Source organism: Streptomyces sp. NPDC093111 (assembly GCF_040683955.1).
GTDB lineage: Bacteria > Actinomycetota > Actinomycetes > Streptomycetales > Streptomycetaceae > Streptomyces.
In genome coordinates this window covers 158,346-175,124 of the sequence record NZ_JBFBNW010000017.1, presented here as the reverse complement: position 1 = coordinate 175,124, position 16,779 = coordinate 158,346, and the positions used below count along the sequence as shown (strand labels likewise).

The window sequence follows — 16,779 nt, the reverse complement described above, 5'->3', positions numbered from 1 at the left end:
AGAACTACTACGCCAAGAACTTCAACTTCAAGGCGCCGGTCGTCTACGACCGCGACGGCTACCTGTCGCACATCTACTACGGCCAGCGCAAGGACTCGATCTTCTCCGCGACCGCCCCGGCCCGCGTGGGCTTCACGGTCGCCGAGCGCTGCTACACGGTCGGCACGGTCACCTGCACCGAGGACAACTTCAAGTCCAAGGACCCCGGTCAGTACCGGCCCTGGTTCGACACCCCGGTCGACCTGCGCTGCGAGTCCGGCAAGAAGTGCTGGAACGCGGGCCCGTCCTTCTGGACCCGCAAGCGCCTCGACAAGATCACGACCTCGACGCAGCGCCGCACCGACACCAGCGCGCGACAGGTCGTGGACGAGTACCAGCTCAAGCAGTCCTTCGCCGAGCTGAAGACCGGCCCCAACACCGCCCTGTGGCTGGAGTCCATCCAGCGCACCGGCTACGCCCGCAACGGCTCGACCGACGCGAGCGTCACGCTCAACCCCGTGCGGTTCGAGCCGAACACCGAGGACATGCCGAACCGCGTGAAGGCGGTCAACCCGCAGCGTCCGGGCTTCTCCCGGCTCCGCATCGCGCGTGTCATCAACGAGTACGGCGGCGAGACCGTCGTGTCGTACAAGCCGGTCGCGGGCAAGTGCCTCTCGGGCGCGGGCCTGCCGTCGAAGACGGACACCGCGGGTCTGAAGGCGAACGGCGAGCTCTGCTACCCGTCGTTCTGGAACCCGGACCCGGAGTTCGAGGACATCGACTGGTTCCACAAGTACGTCGTGGAGTCCATCGAGGAGCTTCCGAACATCAGCGGCGCGTACCCGACGAAGACCGGCTACGCGTACAAGAACCCCGGCTGGAAGTTCGCCGACGGCGAGTTCACGAAGAAGTCGACCCGGACCTGGTCCCAGTTCGCGGGCTTCGAGCAGACCACGGTGCTCACCGGTTCCGAGGACCCGGCGATCGGCAGCAAGCAGTCGAAGGCCGTCACGCGCTACTACCGCGGCATGGGCGACACCGTCCCGGTCAAGGACGTCCAAGGCGACGTCATCAAGGCGTCGGACGGTTCGACCGTCTACGACCGTGAGCCCTTCGCCGGCCGCATCTCCGAGGAGCTGACCTACTCCAACGCCACGGACGCGGACACCGACTGGCTGTCCCGCGGCGTCACGATCCCCGAGGCCACCGAACTGGCCCGGCGCAACCGCGACGACGGCCTCGACCCGCTGAAGGCGTGGCGCGTCACGGAGCCCGAGGAGATCGCGTACACCAAGTCCTCCGGCACCAACACGGACGACCCGCGCACCGTACGCGAAGTCCGCACGAAGACGACCTACGAGTCGGCGTACGGCCTGCCGACCCAGGTCGAGTCGCTGGGCGACACCGGCAAGACCGGTGACGAGTCCTGCACCAAGTCCGAGTACGTCAACGAGACCTCCAAGAACATCATCGGTCTCTCGAAGCAGGTTCTGTCCTCGCCGACGACCTGCGCGGCGGCGAACTTCGCCGACCTCACGACGCTGACCGGCGCCGTGCGCACCGCCTACGACGGCACCGCGTACGGAACGGCGCTCGCGGGCTCCACGCGGGGCCTGGCGACCGAGTCGTGGGCGCTGAACGGCGACGGCACCGGCTTCGAGAGCTCCGGTACCACCGGCTTCGACGCCGTCGGCCGCGTGGTCAGGCAGACCGACCCGTACCAGCTGAAGCAGGCGACCCCGAAGCCGTCCACGATCGCCTACACCTCCGTGGGCCCGGCCACCGGCCAGGTCTTCAAGGTCACCCAGACCAACAGCCTCGGCTACACCCAGACCCAGGAGCTGGAGCCGGGCCGCTCGGTCACGGTGAAGACGACCGACGCCAACAACCTGGTCAGCGAAGCCGTGTTCGACCCGATGGGCCGGCTCGCCGAGGCATGGTCCCCGGGCCGTACCCCCGGCTCCGGCGTGCCGGACTTCCGCGCGGTCTACACGATCCCCGCGGAGGAGACCTCCCCGGAGGACCCGAACAAGAAGATCCGCAAGCCTCCCTTCGTCACGACGTACGCGCGTGGCTACGAGGACCGGATCGAGACCTCGGTGACGCTGTACGACGGCCTCGGCCGCGAGCGCCAGTCGCTGGAGGAGGCCGACAACCGCGCCGGCTACCTGGTCACCGACACCCTCTACAACAGCTCCGGTGAGGTCTGGCAGACCAACAACGCCTACCTGACCAAGGAGGCCAAGCCGGGCGAGCTCTTCACCCCGCTCGCCGACACCGCCATCCCGAACATCACCCGCTACACGTACGACGGTCTGGGCCGCGTGGTCCAGGAGACCCCGTACATGAAGTACGTGGACCCGACGACCAAGGAGACCTCCTCCCTGGCGTACCCGGAGCGGGCCGTCCGCTACGAGTACGGCCAGGACTGGTCGAAGGTCGTCCAGCCGCAGGGCGACTCGTCCTACCGCGTCTGGACCGACGCGCTCGGCCGCACCACCCGTACGGACACGTTCAACCCGGCGGCGCCCGGCGGCTTCACGTCGACGCGCTACGAGTACGACACGCAGGGCCAGCCGGTGAAGGCGACCGCCTCCGCCGATCCGACGCACCCGTGGACCTGGACCTACGACCACCGTGGGCGGATGGAGACCGCGACCGACCCGGACACGGGCACGACGCGGACCGAGTACGACTTCCTCGGGCGTCCGCTGACCACGACCAACTCCCGCGGCGTGAAGGTCTGGAACGGCTACGACGAGCTGTCGCGGCCGACCCAGCAGCGTCTGGACAGCGCCACCGGTGCCCTCCAGGCGGAGTACACCTACGACACCGTCCCGGGCGGCAAGGGCATGCCCGCCACCGCCACCCGCTACACGGACGGCCTGGCGTACACGCAGAAGGTCAACGGCTACACCAAGGACTACCAGCCGACCTCGACCACCCTGTCCCTGCCGCAGTCGATCGCCGACACCTGGGGTCTCGCCAAGGACTACGCGTACGACTACACGTACTCCGACAACGGACTCCTGGACGAGAGCACCCTTCCCGCGGTGGGCAGGTTCGCCGCCGAGAAGATGGTCGTCCGCTACAACAAGGACGGCAAGCCGCTCTCCATCTCCGGCAAGGACTGGTACGGCGCCGAGACCGTCTACTCCCCGTACGGCCAGGTCCTGCGCTCCACCCTGGGCTCCCAGCCCTACCGGGTGTGGACGCAGAGCTCCTTCGACGAGGGCAGCGGTGAGCTGAAGGAACAGGCGGTCTACCGGGAGAAGAACGACGCCTCCCTGGTCGGCGGCAACCTGGTGTCGAACCGCGGGTACTCCTACGACCCGGCCGGCAACGTCACCTCGATCCAGGAGAAGTCCGTCGGGATCGAGGAGCGCCAGTGCTTCGCGTACGACCCGCTGGGCCAGCTGAAGTCGGCCTGGACCTCCAAGGACCAGACGACCTGTGTCAACCCGCGCAACGCCGACGGTTCGCTGAACAAGAACACCGACGGCACGATGCGGGTCGCCGCGGGCGCGGACGGCTCCGGCTACTGGCAGGAGTACGAGTACGACCTGCTCGGCAACCGCACCAAGCTGACCGAGAACGACCTGACCGGCGACACCACCAAGAACGCCGTCTCGACGTACACGTACGGCAAGAACGCCGCCAAGGACCAGCCGCACACGCTGACCAAGGTGACGAAGGCGTACAAGACCCCCGCGGGGGCGCAGGTCACCGCCGAGGCGACCCGTCTGTACGAGCTGACCGGCGAGACGAAGTCCGTCACCTCGGTCCAGAACGGCGACAAGCAGGACATCGCCTGGACCTATGACGGCAAGGTCGACCGGATCACCGGTCAGGGCTCGAACGGCAAGACCCCCTACGTGGGTCTGGGCCAGAAGTGCCTCGACCTCAAGTCCGGTCTCGCGGCCGCCGGTCAGCCGACGCAGCTCTACGGCTGCAACGGCACCGTCGCGCAGTCCTGGCACTTCGACCCGGCCCCCGGCCAGGCCGACGCCAACCTCGGCACGCTCCAGGTGTACGGCACCTGGTGCGTCCAGCCGGCCGCCAACACGGCAGGTTCGGCCGCGGTGCTCCAGAAGTGCAACGGCACCACCGCGCAGCAGCTCAAGCGCAACGCGTCCGGCCAGCTCACCCACGTCGCCTCCGGCCTGTGCCTCGCGGTCCAGGGCGCGGCGAACGTGAACCAGACGCCGATCGTGCTCGCCACCTGCGACGCCGCCTCCGCGGCCCAGCAGTGGCTGCCGCAGAACGACACCCGTCACATCTACGGCCCCGACGGCGAGCGGCTGCTCACCATCCAGGGCAAGCAGGCCACCCTCAACCTCGGCGAGGCCCAGGTCACCGTCCAGCAGGGCGGCGTCCTGGTCCGTACCGAGCGCACCTACGCCGCCCCCGGCGGCGCGGTCATGCGCTACGCCAACGGCACGGGCGGCGAGACGCTGGTCGCGCAGACCGCCGACCACCAGGGCAGCGCCTACACCGAGGTCGGGCTCTACAGCGGCATGCCGGTCCGGGTGCGCAAGCAGGACCCGTTCGGCAACCAGCGCGGCGCCGACACGGCCGGCCAGAACGTCCAGAACAGCCGGGGCTTCCTCGGCAAGACGCGGGACGACGCCTCCGGCTTCCAGCCGCTGGGCGCCCGTCTCTACGACCCGCTGGTCGGACGCTTCCTGTCCGCCGACCCGGTGCTGGACCTGAACGACCCGCTGCAGGCCAACGGGTACGTCTACGCGCAGAACAACCCGGCCACGTACTCCGACCCGACCGGTGAGTCGATCGTCCTGACGGCCTCGGAGCGGGCCGCGGCCCTCGCGGGCGCGGGTCTCTCGGCGGCGCAGGTCGCGCAGGCCGAGGCCATGCAGGGCAAGTCCCTCACCTCCGTCATCCTCGCCGTGGCGTGGGAGACGCTGAAGGACTTCATCGGCATCAACGACGCCATCGCCTGCTTCGGCGGCGACATGTGGTCCTGCGTCAGCATCGTGGTCGACGCCATTCCGTGGTCGAAGCTGGGGAAGATCCCGGCCGTGATCAAGGCGGTCAACCGCACCATCGACGCCATCAAGGCGTTCAAGGTGGCGAAGAAGGCCGCCGAGCTCGTCCTGAAGGCGGCCAAGGCCGCCGAGGAGGCCGCGCTACGGGCGAAGAAGCTGGCGATCGAGAAGGCCAAGAAGGAGGCGGCCCAGAGAGCCAAGAAGAAGGCCGCCGAGGAGGCCAAGAGAAAGGCCGACGCGGCAGCCGCCGCGAAACGCAAGACGGGTAACGCCCCCCAGAAGAAGGCCCAGACCAAGTCCGCGCCGAAGGTCTCCTCGCAGTCCGGCGGGGGCAAGCGCGGCGGTGGCGGGGGCAAGAGCTCCGCCGGCGGCAAGAGCTCCGGAGGCGGAGGCGGCGGCAAGTCCGGCGGTTCCGCTCGCAGCAAGGGCGGCACCAGCGGCAGCGGCGGTTCCGGCAAGGCCGAGGGCGGGAAGTGCAACAGCTTCGTGCCCGGCACGAAGGTGCTGATGGCCGACGGCTCCACCAAGCCGATCGAGCAGGTCAGGACGGGTGACGAGGTCCTGGCGACCGACCCGGGGACCGGGGAGACCCGGACCGAGACGGTCACCGCCGAGATCAAGGGCCAGGGCCTCAAGCACCTGGTCAGGATCACGATCGACGTCGACGGCGCCAAGGGTTCGAAGACGGCCCGGGTCACCGCGACCGACGGGCACCCGATCTGGGTCCCGGAGCTTCGGGACTGGGTCAAGGCCACCGACCTGAAGTCGGGCCAGTGGCTTCGGACGAGCAGCGGTACGCATGTCCAGATCTCCGCGATCGAGCGGTGGTCCGAGGTCAGGTCCGCCGTCCACAACCTGACCGTCTCGGACGTCCACACCTACTACGTGCTGGCGGGGGCCACCCCGTTCCTCGTCCACAACTGCGGTGAGTCCGCGGATGCCGACGGCGCGGCCGACGAGCTCGACCACGTCGCGCTCGGCCGCGAGATGAAGGACGGCACGGCCAGCGTCACGAAGTTCGCCGAGACGGTGGGCGCGCGCCACTTCATGAGCTCCACCGACTGGCAGGCGGACGTCCTCGACGCCGTCGCCGCCACGTCCCGGGGCGAGGCGCGGATCTCCTTCCTGCTCGACGGCCTGCCAGGAGCCAGCCAGGGTCCGGCCAAGGCGCTGAAGCTCGCGAGAGAGGCGATGACCGCCAAGGGCGGCCCCCTGGCCACACAATGGGAGCTGGTCCAGGTCGCCGACGCCGGACTGATGGATACGGTGGACTTCTACCGGTGGAACCGGCGGTTCAACGAATACAGGAGGGTGGCCACCTGATGACGGCATCGCCGGGCACGGGATTCTCGGACGGCCGGAGCTTCAGCCTCATCGGCTACCGGCACAGCCACGCGCAGGTGATCCTGCGCGGGTTCCCTCCCTTCGACGACCTGGTGGTCGAGAACGGTGAGGGCACCGTCCTGGACGTCTGCTTCAACGGCGTCCAGCGGGTGGCCTGCGGGCGCGACATCGGACCCCTGCACCTGAGGATCGCGAGCGCCGACGAGCGGAGCGCGCTGGAGGAGCGGATCGGGCCCCTCCGCTGGGGCGAGGTCTTCCTCCTGGAGCCGGACTCCGTCGAGAGCTACGTGGTGGCGGGGAAGGCGCGCTGGGCCGAGTTCCTGGTGCCCGTCCCGTTCACGCTGCCGAGTCCGCTCGACGCCGACAACAAGGAGGAGGCCGCGGCCTACCCTCCGGTCGGCGGCACGGTGCACATGCTGCCCGTGGCGTGACCGCGCGAGGGTCCGATCCGGAGCGGCGGTGCCGTCACCGCTGATCCGGACCGGACCCGGCATGACCGAGCACGGGGCCTCCCCCACCACCGGTGGGGGAGGCCCCGTCGTCTTCCGCGGGTGCGGCATGATGGGAGGCCCGCCGACGACCCCCGAGATGCGATGCGTGCCCATGCCTGAGCCCGAGCCCACCCCCGTGACGATCCTGCTCGTCGAGGACGACGAGGTGATCCGCCGGTCCGTCGCGATGGCGCTGGAACGTTACGGCTACCGCATGACCGTCGCGGGCGACGGACTGACCGGGCTCGAACTCTTCCGCGAGGGACAGCACGACCTGCTGCTCCTCGACGTCATGCTGCCGGCCCTGGACGGCATCGGGCTCTGCCGCCGGATCAGGGAGACCAGCACGGCCCCGATCCTCATGATGTCCGCGCGCGGCGACGCCCTCGACGTGGTCTCCGGGCTGGAGGCGGGCGCCGACGACTACGTGGTCAAGCCCGTCGACACCGCCGTCCTGGTGGCCCGGATCCGCTCCCTGCTCCGCCGGGCCTCCGCCGCCTCCCCGCCGCCCGCCGGCCCCGACGCCTCCGGCCCGGCCGGACTCCTCGCCTTCGGCGACCTCACCATCGACCCCGCCGCCCTCGAAGTGCGCCGGGACGGCCGCGAGCTCGCCCTGGCCCCGACCGAACTGCGGCTGCTCCTGGAGTTCTCCGCCCACCCCGGGATCGTGCTGGACCGCCAGACCCTGCTGCGCGAGGTCTGGGACTACGGCTGGGACGGCGACACCCGGGTCGTCGACCTCTGCGTCCAGCGGCTGCGCAAGAAGATCGGCGCCGACCGCATCGAGACGGTCCGGGGCTTCGGCTACAAGCTGCGGCGCTGAGGGAGGAGCTCCGGATGGCCCCCGTACGCGCGCTGCTCAACCTCCGGTCGCTGCGCTGGAAGATCGTTCTGCTGGTGGGACTCGCCTGCTCCGCCATGGCCCTCACGGTCGGCGTGCTCGTCCACGAGTCGACCCTGCGGCGGTCGATGCACGAGGGCGCGGGCAAGGCGCTGGCCGCCCTCGAACCCGTCGTACGGGCGGGCACCACGACCCAGCCCGGCGAACTCCCCGACGCCCTGCTGCGACAGGTCGAGAGCGACGGCGTCGCGACCCTGTACGAGAACCGGCCGCCGGCCCCCGTCTTCTGGGCCGCGCGGACCCAGGACGGGCAGCTCTACGCGACCAGGGTCGACATGACCGCCGACCTGCTCACCCGGCAGGCCCTGGACCGGCACATGTGGAAGTACTCGCTGCTCACCCTCGGCATCGTCGTCCCCGTCACGGTCCTCGCGACCGAACTGCCGGCCCGGCGGCTGCGCCGGGTGGCCCGCACGGCGCGCCGCATCACGGCCGGCGACCTGGACGCCCGTACGGAGACGAGCCGTGGCGGCGTCGACGAGATCGGGGAGATCGGGGCCGTCGTGGACTCGATGGCCGACAGCCTCCAGCAGCGCATCGCGAGCGAGCAGCGCTTCACCGCCGACGTCGCGCACGAGCTCCGCACCCCGCTGATGGGCCTCGTCACCTCGGCCGGACTGCTGCCCGAGGGCGAGGTCACCGACATGGTCAGGGACCGGATCGGCGTGCTGCGCGACCTGATCGAGGACCTGCTGGAGATCTCCCGGCTCGACGCCGGGGCCGAGGAGCCCCGGTTCCGGCCGGTGCTCCTCGCGGAGCTGGTCCGGGAGTCGGTGGCGCGGACCGGGACGACGGCCCGGGTGACCGCCGACGAGACGGCGGTGGCCGACACGGATCCGCGGCGCCTGGACCGGATCGTCGCCAACCTCGTCGTCAACGCCCACCGCCACGGCGCCGGCCCCGTGGAGATCACCGTCTCCGACCGGACCGTCACGGTCCGGGACCACGGCCCCGGCTTCCCGGCGGACCTCCTCGCCGAGGGTCCCCAGCGGTTCCGGACGGGCAGCGCCGAACGGGGCCGCGGGCACGGCCTGGGCCTCACGATCGCGTGCGGCCAGGCGGCGGTGATCGGCGCGGTGCTGACCTTCGCGAACCATCCCGAGGACGGGGGAGCGGTGGCGACGCTGCGCCTGCCGGAGGCGGGCCCCGGCACGGCCGGCCCGTAGGTCAGCCTCCCCGGGCCCCGTGCCCGGCCCCGTGCCCCGGCCCCGCGCCCCGGCCCCGAGCCCCGGCCCCGAGCCCCGGCCCCGATACACGCCCGATACACGACCGACGGCTTCCCGAGCCCCCGTGAAGCCCTCGCCTCCGCCGTCCGGACACACCGGTCCCGCAGCCTGACTGTCGTACCGATCTTGTACGGCAGCCCCGGAGGTGGCCCCCATGTCCCTTTCCCCCTCGCACCGCAACCGCGTCGCGGGTGGCGCGCTGGCCCTGCTCCTCGTGACGGGCCTGGGTGTCGCCGTGGCCGGGACGGCGGGCGGTTCGGCCTCCGTGCCGCACCAGGACGGCGGACGGCCCCGGGTCGTCGTCGACGACGGTGCGCTCCCGTGGCCGGCGGGCGGGCAGACCGCCGTCGTCCTCGAAGGGTCCGGCCCGGTCGGCACGCGGGGCGACGGGCGGCCGGTCCCCATCGCGAGCCTGACGAAGGTGATGACCGCGCACGTCATCCTGGAGGAACACCCCCTGAAACCGGGCGAGTCGGGTCCCCTGATCGAGGTGGACCAGCAGGCCGCGTACGAGGTGGGCGTCGGCGGCGAGTCCACCGTGCCGCTCCAGGCCGGGCGGCGCTACTCCCAACGTCAGCTGCTGGAGCTGCTGTTGATCCCCTCCGGGAACAACGTCGCCCGGCTGCTGGCCCGCTGGGACGCCGGCAGCCAGGAGGCCTTCGTGGAGAAGATGCGGCGCGCCGCCGCCCGGCTGGGCATGAACCACTCGACGTACACCGGGGCGAGCGGGATCGAGGCCACCACCACGAGCACCGCGACGGACCAGCTCGCCCTGGCCCGGAAGGCGATGAGGAACGCCGTCTTCCGCGACATCGTGGCCACCCGGTCCGTGACCGTGCCCGGCGTCGGCACGATCACCAACACCAACCCGCTGCTGGACACGCCGGGAGTCGTCGGCATCAAGACCGGCTCCAGCACCCCGGCCGGCGGGAACCTGCTGTGGGCCTGCGAGGTGCGCGTCGGCGGCACGACCCGCCTGCTCGTCGGCGCGGTCCTCCACCAGCGGGCGGACACCACGCCCGCCGAGGGGCTCCGGGAGGCCGTCGACGGCAGCCGCCGTCTGATCACGGGACTTCGCGACAGCCTGACCCGGGAGGGGTGAACCGTGACGACCACGATCCGTCCGGCGGACACCCCGACGACGGAGCGGGGCGCGGAGGCCCGTCCGGCGCGGGCGGGACGCCGGGGTACGGCCGCCCTCGTGCTCTGCGCCGCCCTGCTCGCCCTCGTCATCGTCCTCGCCGGACACGGAGGTCTTCCCGACCTTCCCGGTCACCTCGGCAGTCTGGCCGAGACCCTGCTGCCGTGGACGGCCCTCGCGATCCCCGTGCTCGCGGCCCCGGCGCTGCTGCGCCGGTCACGGACGGCGACGGCGGCCCTGATCCTTCCGGTGGGTGCCTGGCTGACGGTCTTCGCGGGCACCCTCGTCGACAAGTCGACGCCCGGCGGGGACCTCACCGTCGTCAGCCACAACGTCAACCAGGACAACCCCGACCCCGGGGGCACCGCGCGGAGCCTGATCGCCTCCGGGGCCGACATCGTCGCGCTCCAGGAACTCTCCCCGGACACCGCGCCCGCCTACGAACGCGCGCTGGCCGCCGCGTACCCCCACCACTTCTACGAGGGCACGGTCGGCCTGTGGAGCACCCGCCCGCTGCGGGACGCGCGGGCCGTGCCGATCATGCCGTGGACCCGGGCCCTGCGCGCCACGGCGGACACCTCCGAGGGCCCGGTGGCCGTGTACGTCGCCCACCTTCCGTCCGTCCGCGTCGGAGCGACCGGCTTCACCTCGGGCGGCCGCGACGCCGCCGCCGCGCTCCTGGCGGGATTCCTGCGGGCCGAGCGCTCCCCGCGGGTCCTCGTCCTGGGCGACTTCAACGGTTCCACCGACGACCACGGGCTGCGCCCGCTCACCACCGGCAGGGTGTCGGCCCAGTCGGCGTCCGGCGACGGGTTCGGCTTCACCTGGCCGGCCCGCCTCCCGCTCGTACGGATCGACCAGATCCTCGTCAAGGGGGTGCGGGCCACCGGGTCGTGGACCCTGCCCGCGACGGCGAGCGATCATCTCCCCGTCGCGGCCCGCGTCGACCTCGGGCCCGCCCAGGGCGCCCCGGAGGGCGCCCGTCCCGGCGGCTGAACCGCCGGCTGAACCGCCGGCCGGCCGGGCCGGGCGAGGTTCGGGTCAGGCCAGGTGGACCGGCAGGTCGTAGAGGTCGTTCTGGGTGACGACCGGCTTGTTCCGCAGTTCCTCGCGCGGCACCGCGAGCCGCAGCCCCGGGAAACGCGCGTAGAGCGCCGGGAGCGCCACCGCGGCCTCCAGGCGGGACAGGGCCGCACCCGGGCAGACGTGCGGGCCGTGGCCGAAGGAGATGTGCCGGTTCGGGGTGCGGGTGACGTCGAAGTCGCCGGCGGTCCCGCCGTGCTGCGCCTCGTCGCGGCCGATGGCGCCGAAGGACACCACGAGGCCCTCGCCCTGCGGCAGGACCTGGTCGCCGACCTCGATGTCCTCGGCGGCGAACCGGATCAGGACGTGCGAGGTCGGCGTCGACCAGCGCAGCGTCTCCTCGATCACGTTCTCCCACGGCACCTCGCCCTTGAGGACGAGCTCGCGCTGCTCGGGGTGGGTCTCCAGGGCCACCACGGCGTTCACGATCAGGCTGATCGTGGTCTCGTGACCGGCCGCCACCATGAGCTGGAGGGTGTTGGTGATCTCCTCGGTGGTCAGCCGGTCGCCGTCCTCGGACGCCTCGATCAGCGCGCTCGTCAGGTCGTCGCCCGGCGTCTCCTTCTTCGCCGCCACGATCCCGGCGAACAGCGCGCCGAGGTCCGCCATCATCTGCGGCACCTCCTCCGGCGGCGTCTGCGTCGAGAAGAACTTGTCGAACAGCGCCTTCATCCGCGGGTGGTCCGCCGGGTCCACGCCCATCAGCTCGCTGATCACGTTCATCGGCAGCGGGTAGGCGAACTCGGCCTTCAGGTCCACCGGCCCCTCGGCCGGACGCTCCGCGAGCCGGTCGAGCAGGCCCGTCGTCAGGGCCTCGATCCCGGCCCGCAGCCGGTCCACCCGGCGGGCCGTGAGCGCCTGCGCGACCAGGGTCCGCAGCCGCCGGTGCTCCTCGCCGTCCACGGTCAGCATGGACTTTCCGGGGTTGGCGAGGCCGATCAGCGGCCAGTCCAGCGGGATCTCGCCGCGCTGCCAGGCGCCCCACACGCCGATGTCCTTCACCAGCCGGGAGTCCGTGAGCAGGGCCCGTGCCTCGGCGTGCCGGGTCACCGCCCAGACGGGGACGCCGCCGGGCAGCACGACGCGGGCCAGCGGCCCGGCCGCGCGCAGCCGGGCGCTCTCGCCGTCGAGGTCGGAGACGAACGGGTCGAGGACGATCGGCTCGGTGCCGGATCCGGCGGTGTGGTCCATCGGGCAGGTCATGCGTGGGCTCCAAGGGCGGGGGTCGGGGTGTACGTGACGGGGAGCGCGGTCAGTCCCCGCAGCCACGGCGACGGGCGGCGGGTGAGGCTGTCCTCGGAGGCCGCCAGGTCCACGTCGGGCAGCCGGTCGAGGAGCACCTCGATGCCGGTCCGCGCGATGGTCTCGGCGACCTCCTGGGCGGGGAAGGGGCAGCGGTGCTCGCCGTGTCCGAAGGACAGGTGGGCGTTGTTGCCGCCGGTGAGGGCGGACCCGGCGTCGGCCCGTACGTGCGGATCGGCGTTGGCGGCGGCGAGGCCGAGCAGCACGAGGTCGCCCTGGCCGATCAGCCGCCCGCCGAGCTGGGTGTCGCGGGACGCCCACCGGCCGGCCACGTTCTGGGTGGGGGTGTCCTCCCACAGGACCTCGTTCATGGCCTCGCCGACGCTGTGCCGGCCGCCCGACAGCGAGGCCGCGAAGCGGTCGTCGGTCAGCATCAGGCGCAGCGAGTTGCCGATCCAGTCGGCGGTCGGCTGGTGTCCGGCGGCGAGCATCACCATGAGGTCCTGGGCGACCTCCTCGACGGTGAAGCCCAGGGTGTTGCCGAGCATCCGGGAGGCCACGTCGTCGCCGGGCTCCGCCAGCTTGGCGGCCAGCAGCGCCCCCATCGACGAGGCCAGGTGCTGCTGGCCGGCCAGCGCGTTCTCCCGGCCGTTGATCATGTCGTTCATGGCGGTGACCAGCGCCGGGCCCTGCTCGTCGGCGAAGCCGTAGATGCTGGCGAGGACCCGGACCGGCAGCAGCGTCGCGTACTCGGCGATGATGTCGCAGGAGCCCTTCGCGCAGAGCGCGTCGATGAGCTCGTCGGCGAAGTGCTCGGCCCGGCGCTTCAGTTCGAAGGGGTCGACGCCCTCCAGCGCGGCCGAGATGACCCCGGCGCGCTCGCGGTGCCGCTCGCCGACGGTGTAGAGGATGGACGGCTGCCTGCGGCCGATCATCGGGAGCAGGGGCCAGTCGGCGGGGATCGCGTCCCACTGGTTCCACAGCTCGGAGTCGCGGGAGAAGAGCACCGGGTCGCTGGTGACCTGGTGCAGTTCGCGGTAGCCGAGCACCAGCCAGGCGGGCACGTCGCCGTCGAGCACGACCGGGGCGACGGAGCCGTGCTCGCGCCGGATCCGCCGGTACAGCTCGGTGGGGTCGGTGTGGAACCTGGGTCCGCTCAGGGGGACGGGCGCGGGCTCGGTGGTGGTCACGGGGCGTGCTCCGGTATCGGCTCGGGGTGGGTCCGCGGGTGGGACGCGTGCGGGCGGCCGCTGGGCTCGGTGATCGCCTTGAGGTGCTCGACGAGGGCGATCAGGACCTGCTTGCTCGACTCGCGGGACCGGGCGTCGCAGAAGACCAGGGGCACGTCCTCGCCGAGGTCCAGCGCCTCCCGGACGTCGGCCGGCGCGTGCGCGGGGCCGCCGAAGTCGTTGCAGGCCACGACGAACGGCGTGCCGTGGTGCTCCAGCCGGTCCACGGCGTACCAGGAGTCGGCGATCCGCCGGGTGTCGACGAGCACGACCGCGCCGAGCGTCCCGGAGAACAGCCGGTCCCACAGGAACCAGAACCGCTCCTGGCCGGGCGCCCCGAACAGGTACAGCACGTTGCGGGTGTCGAGCGAGATCCGGCCGAAGTCGAAGGCCACCGTGGTGGCGGTCTTCGCCGCGACGCCGTCGGTGTCGTCGATGTCCTCGCCGGCCTGCGACATCGTCTCCTCGGTGTTCAGCGGGCGGATCTCGCTGACCGAGCGGACCAGGGTGGTCTTGCCGACCCCGAAGCCGCCGACGACGACGATCTTCAGTCCGTTGTCGGCGGTGCTGCTGAGGGTCTGGTGCGGGGGTGCGGTCGGATGCGGTTCAGAGGTTACGGAGTCCAACGAGCACCTGCTCCAGGATGTCGTGATCGGGAAGGCGGTACGAGGAGGGGCGGGGGTGCCGCGCGCTGATCCGGCCCGTGTCGTGCAGGTCGGCCAGCAGGATCCGGGTGATCGACACGGGCAGCCCGAGCCCGGCCGCGACCTCCACGACGGCGGTGGGGAAGCGGCACATGCGCAGGATCGCCGCGTGTTCCGACTGCATGCCGGGCACCGGGTCGCTCTCGGCGACCACGAGCGTCACCACGTCGAAGGCGGTGGACCCGCTGCGGCTGCGGCCGCCCGTCAGGGTGTAGAGCCGGTCGGGGGAGTCGTCCCGACCCGGCCTGACGCGGCTCATCCCCGCGGCCTCGCGACGAGGTGCTCGCCGAGCTGCTCGACGAGCTCGGTCATGTTGTGCCCGACGAGGCCGGCGTCGGCCTCCTCGTCGGCGATGAGCGCGAGGTGGGCGCCCTCCCCGGCCTCGACGATGAAGAGGATGCCGCCGTAGAACTCGGCCATCGCGGAGCGCACTCCGCCGGTGCCGTCGCCGAACTCGACGGAGGCGCCGTGCGACAGGCTCTGGATGCCCGCGGCGATCGCGGCGAGCTGGTCGGCCTGGTCGACGGAGAGCCCGGTGGTGCGGCAGAGCTTGAGGCCGTCACGGGAGAGCACGAGGGCGTGCCGGGTGCCGGGGGTCCGTTCGAGGAGCCCCTCCAGGAGCCAGCTCAGCTTCTCGTCGGTGGTGGTGCCGGTCATCGGGGATCGCCTTCCGAATGGGGGTGGTTCGAGGACGGCGGCGTGGCGGGCGCGGCCGCCTGGTCGGGTGCCGGGCCGTCGGGTACGGATTCGTCGGGTGCGGAGCCCTCGCGGGCGGCCTCGTCGGGGGCGGACTCCGCGCCGCGCACGGCCTTGTGGAAGCCGCCGAAGCGGATCGAGACGGTGGGCGCGTCGGCGGTGCGGGGCGCGCGCTCGGCGGCCGGGCGGGTGGCCTCCTGGTGCGCGGCGAGCGTCTTCCCGCGCCGGCGGCGGGGCAGGACGATGTCCCCCGGGGCGTCCTCGGGCTGCGCCCCGGTGTCGGCGGGCGACGTGTGCGCGGTCTCGGGCTCGGCGGCCCGGGTGGCCGCGGGGGCGGCCGGCGGCGCGGTCCGCTGTGCCGGTACGGGCACGGGCGCGGTGGGCGTCTCGGCGCCCCGGCTGATGATCTCCTGGGGGAGCATCAGGACCACGCCGGTGCCGCCGCGGGCGGAGGGCCGGAAGGAGACCGACAGGTTGTGCTTGCGGGCCAGGCGGCCGACGACGTGCAGGCCGAGGCGGGTGCCGGAGAGCCGGCCGAGGTCCTGGGCGGCGGTGTCGACGGCGGACTCGGCGCGCCGCAGCTGGACGTCGCTCATGGTCAGGCCGCTGTCCTCGACGGTGATGACGACACCGGCGGGGACCTCCTCCACGTACACGTGGACCTCGGCGCTGGGCGGGGAGAAGTTGGCAGCGTTGTCGAGGAGCTCGGCGAGCGCGTGCATGACGCCCTCGGCGGCGTGCCCGGCGACGGCGGCCTCGCTCCTGGAGTGCAGCCGGACCCGCTGGTAGCCGGCGATGCGGCCCATGGCGCCGCGCAGGATCGACTCCATGACGATGGGGCGGGCCCAGCGGCGGCCGGAGCGGGCGCCGGTGAGGACGGCGACGGAGTCGGCGAGCCGGCCCGCCTGGGCGGTGCGGTGGTCGAGGTGGAGCAGGTCGGTGAGCACGTCCTCGTCGGCGTGCCGGTGCTCCATCTCCCGCAGGTCGGCCATCATGCTCGTGGCCAGGGCCTGCATCCGGCCGGCCGCGTTGGCGGCGGCGGCCAGGGCGGCCGAGCGGGCCGATTCGGCGCGGCGGATCCGCTCCTCCATGCGCGCGAGGCCGACGGCGTGCTCGGTGGCGAGCCGCTCGGCCTCCTCGCGGTGGCTTCGGACGAGCTCCTCGGCCTCGGCGCGGTGCCGCTGGGCGAGGGCGCCGGTGCGGGCCGCGTGCGCGGCGGCCTCGGCGGCGGCGGTGGCCTCGTGACGCTCCCTCAGGGCCGCTGCCTCGCTGTCGGCGGCGGCCTGACGGTGGGCGGCGTAGGCGTCCTGGGAGGAGACCTGCGCGGCGAGCCGGTCGGCCCGCTTGGTCAGGGCGCGCAGGGCGCGCGCGTACCAGGTGACCGCGAACGAGGCCGCGGCCAGGAGGAGGACGCCGCAGGCGGCGAACCAGGCGATGGGGGAGCGCACGTCGGCCGGCGCCGCGGTGACCGCGGCGACGGTGAGCGCACCGCCCGCGGCGGCGGTGAGCAGCGAGGCGGTCAGGGCGGGACGGAACGGGCTGGGTGACGCCGACATCAACCGGACTCTCAAGAGCAGGCAGGGGAGGTGCGGGGACGACCGCACTATAGAGGCGTCTTTGATCATTTCGGAACTTGTGTGATCCGATTGGCATCCGGAGTGATGGGAAAGTTTCCAATTGCCCCATGATTCCTGTCGTCCTGACCCCCTGTCGGGATCAAGCGGAGGCCAACCGGAA

General features: G+C 72.2%; 12 protein-coding genes. 6 read left to right on the top strand and 6 right to left on the bottom strand.

Annotated elements, in window-relative coordinates; all coding sequences use genetic code 11:
• From AB0Q96_RS28810 to AB0Q96_RS28785, 6 genes are all read left to right on the top strand, one after another.
• On the top strand, window positions 1–6,308 hold a 6,308-nt coding region (locus tag AB0Q96_RS28810), incomplete at its 5' end, for a ricin-type beta-trefoil lectin domain protein (RefSeq protein ID WP_365330456.1).
• Entirely contained in the window at window positions 6,308–6,760 is a 453-nt protein-coding gene (locus tag AB0Q96_RS28805) for a hypothetical protein (protein ID WP_365330454.1), read from the top strand. The genes AB0Q96_RS28810 and AB0Q96_RS28805, both read left to right, overlap by 1 nt.
• Before the next feature lie 172 nt (window positions 6,761–6,932).
• Window positions 6,933–7,643 (top strand): two-component system response regulator CseB, encoded by a 711-nt coding sequence (gene cseB, locus AB0Q96_RS28800; protein WP_365330452.1) that lies wholly within the window; start codon window positions 6,933–6,935, stop codon window positions 7,641–7,643.
• Window positions 7,644–7,657: 14 nt separating this feature from the next.
• Entirely contained in the window at window positions 7,658–8,887 is a 1,230-nt protein-coding gene (locus AB0Q96_RS28795; RefSeq protein ID WP_365330450.1) for a HAMP domain-containing sensor histidine kinase, read from the top strand.
• A gap of 214 nt (window positions 8,888–9,101) precedes the next feature.
• Window positions 9,102–10,049: a D-alanyl-D-alanine carboxypeptidase gene (locus AB0Q96_RS28790; RefSeq protein ID WP_365330448.1), complete on the top strand. Its 948-nt coding sequence runs from the start codon at window positions 9,102–9,104 to the stop codon at window positions 10,047–10,049.
• A gap of 3 nt (window positions 10,050–10,052) precedes the next feature.
• Window positions 10,053–11,084 carry an endonuclease/exonuclease/phosphatase family protein gene (locus AB0Q96_RS28785; protein ID WP_365330446.1) on the top strand — a complete coding sequence of 344 codons (1,032 nt, stop codon included), beginning with the start codon at window positions 10,053–10,055 and terminating at the stop codon, window positions 11,082–11,084.
• 45 nt (window positions 11,085–11,129) lie between these two features.
• Here the strand turns inward: AB0Q96_RS28785 and AB0Q96_RS28780 are convergent, their stop codons facing one another.
• Genes AB0Q96_RS28780 through AB0Q96_RS28755 form a run of 6 tightly spaced genes read right to left on the bottom strand, consistent with a single transcriptional unit; the run spans window position 11,130 to window position 16,598 of the window.
• Window positions 11,130–12,374, bottom strand: a complete 1,245-nt coding sequence (locus AB0Q96_RS28780) for a cytochrome P450 (protein ID WP_365330444.1) — start codon at window positions 12,372–12,374, stop codon at window positions 11,130–11,132.
• The gene (locus AB0Q96_RS28775) at window positions 12,371–13,603 is read right to left on the bottom strand and encodes a cytochrome P450 (protein WP_365330442.1); all 1,233 of its coding nucleotides are present in this window, start codon (window positions 13,601–13,603) and stop codon (window positions 12,371–12,373) included. Before AB0Q96_RS28775 ends, AB0Q96_RS28780 begins: the two co-directional genes overlap by 4 nt.
• Window positions 13,600–14,268 carry an ATP/GTP-binding protein gene (locus AB0Q96_RS28770; RefSeq protein WP_365330440.1) on the bottom strand — a complete coding sequence of 223 codons (669 nt, stop codon included), beginning with the start codon at window positions 14,266–14,268 and terminating at the stop codon, window positions 13,600–13,602. The genes AB0Q96_RS28775 and AB0Q96_RS28770 overlap by 4 nt, the downstream gene beginning before the upstream one ends.
• Window positions 14,249–14,605, bottom strand: a complete 357-nt coding sequence (locus AB0Q96_RS28765; protein ID WP_329418403.1) for a DUF742 domain-containing protein — start codon at window positions 14,603–14,605, stop codon at window positions 14,249–14,251. Before AB0Q96_RS28765 ends, AB0Q96_RS28770 begins: the two co-directional genes overlap by 20 nt.
• A complete protein-coding gene (locus tag AB0Q96_RS28760) occupies window positions 14,602–15,003 on the bottom strand; it encodes a roadblock/LC7 domain-containing protein (RefSeq protein WP_365330439.1) in 402 nt (133 codons plus the stop codon). Before AB0Q96_RS28760 ends, AB0Q96_RS28765 begins: the two co-directional genes overlap by 4 nt.
• Window positions 15,000–16,598 carry an ATP-binding protein gene (locus AB0Q96_RS28755; RefSeq protein ID WP_365330437.1) on the bottom strand — a complete coding sequence of 533 codons (1,599 nt, stop codon included), beginning with the start codon at window positions 16,596–16,598 and terminating at the stop codon, window positions 15,000–15,002. The genes AB0Q96_RS28760 and AB0Q96_RS28755 overlap by 4 nt, the downstream gene beginning before the upstream one ends.
• Window positions 16,599–16,779: the final 181 nt, after the last annotated feature.

What these genes read in the sequence shown, in the direction of transcription:
- AB0Q96_RS28805 (WP_365330454.1), top strand. Translation starts at nt 6,308, where the DNA reads ATGACGGCATCGCCGGGCACGGGATTCTCGGACGGCCGGAGCTTCAGC.
- cseB (WP_365330452.1), top strand. Translation starts at nt 6,933, where the DNA reads ATGCCTGAGCCCGAGCCCACCCCCGTGACGATCCTGCTCGTCGAGGAC.
- AB0Q96_RS28795 (WP_365330450.1), top strand. Translation starts at nt 7,658, where the DNA reads ATGGCCCCCGTACGCGCGCTGCTCAACCTCCGGTCGCTGCGCTGGAAG.
- AB0Q96_RS28790 (WP_365330448.1), top strand. Translation starts at nt 9,102, where the DNA reads ATGTCCCTTTCCCCCTCGCACCGCAACCGCGTCGCGGGTGGCGCGCTG.
- AB0Q96_RS28780 (WP_365330444.1), bottom strand. Translation starts at nt 12,374, where the DNA reads ATGACCTGCCCGATGGACCACACCGCCGGATCCGGCACCGAGCCGATC.
- AB0Q96_RS28765 (WP_329418403.1), bottom strand. Translation starts at nt 14,605, where the DNA reads ATGAGCCGCGTCAGGCCGGGTCGGGACGACTCCCCCGACCGGCTCTAC.
- AB0Q96_RS28760 (WP_365330439.1), bottom strand. Translation starts at nt 15,003, where the DNA reads ATGACCGGCACCACCACCGACGAGAAGCTGAGCTGGCTCCTGGAGGGG.
- AB0Q96_RS28755 (WP_365330437.1), bottom strand. Translation starts at nt 16,598, where the DNA reads ATGTCGGCGTCACCCAGCCCGTTCCGTCCCGCCCTGACCGCCTCGCTG.